At 37.0% G+C, this 511-nt stretch carries 1 protein-coding gene; it reads right to left on the reverse strand.

Annotated elements, in window-relative coordinates:
- Window positions 1-37: 37 nt before the first annotated feature.
- Window positions 38-511, reverse strand: a 474-nt coding sequence (locus tag ABD296_RS50400) for a hypothetical protein (RefSeq protein ID WP_218218441.1), incomplete at its 5' end; no start/stop codon positions are given.

The following is a 511-nucleotide window of genomic DNA, read 5'->3' on the forward strand; positions in this document are numbered from 1 at the left end:
TACGCTTTCTCTCTTAGCCATAAGATTCTATTCCGGATTATTTAATTAAAGGGTCAAAAGGCGAACTTTTTGATTTATTGACAGTGGCTGCAGGTGCAGTTTTAGGTTTGACTGCGGTGGCCTTTGCTGGACTTACTACTCGTTTATTTGATGTTCTAGAGGCACTCACTTTATTACGCGTTGCGTACTGTTTTTTATAATTTCTTTTTTCATTATCAGTAGAACTGCTTTCCGAGTTGTTAGTTTTGAAACTGGATGGATCAGGAGCCGGCATTGCAGTATGAATATTTTCAACTAACTGCTTTGCAGGAGGATATGTTATGTCATTCGTTAAATATCGCATTTCCTGATTACGCATTTGTTGCAATGAGTTATTTGCAATGCTCACACCAGATAAAAATAAGACATCTGTGATTAATGAACCGCGTATATTTTGACTTTGCAATTGACTTGCTAAATTCAATGCTTTAACTGGTTGATTGGTTTGATAAAACCGCATAGCAGCTTTAGC

This window comes from Actinomadura napierensis, assembly GCF_039529375.1.
Lineage (GTDB): Bacteria > Actinomycetota > Actinomycetes > Streptosporangiales > Streptosporangiaceae > Spirillospora > Spirillospora napierensis.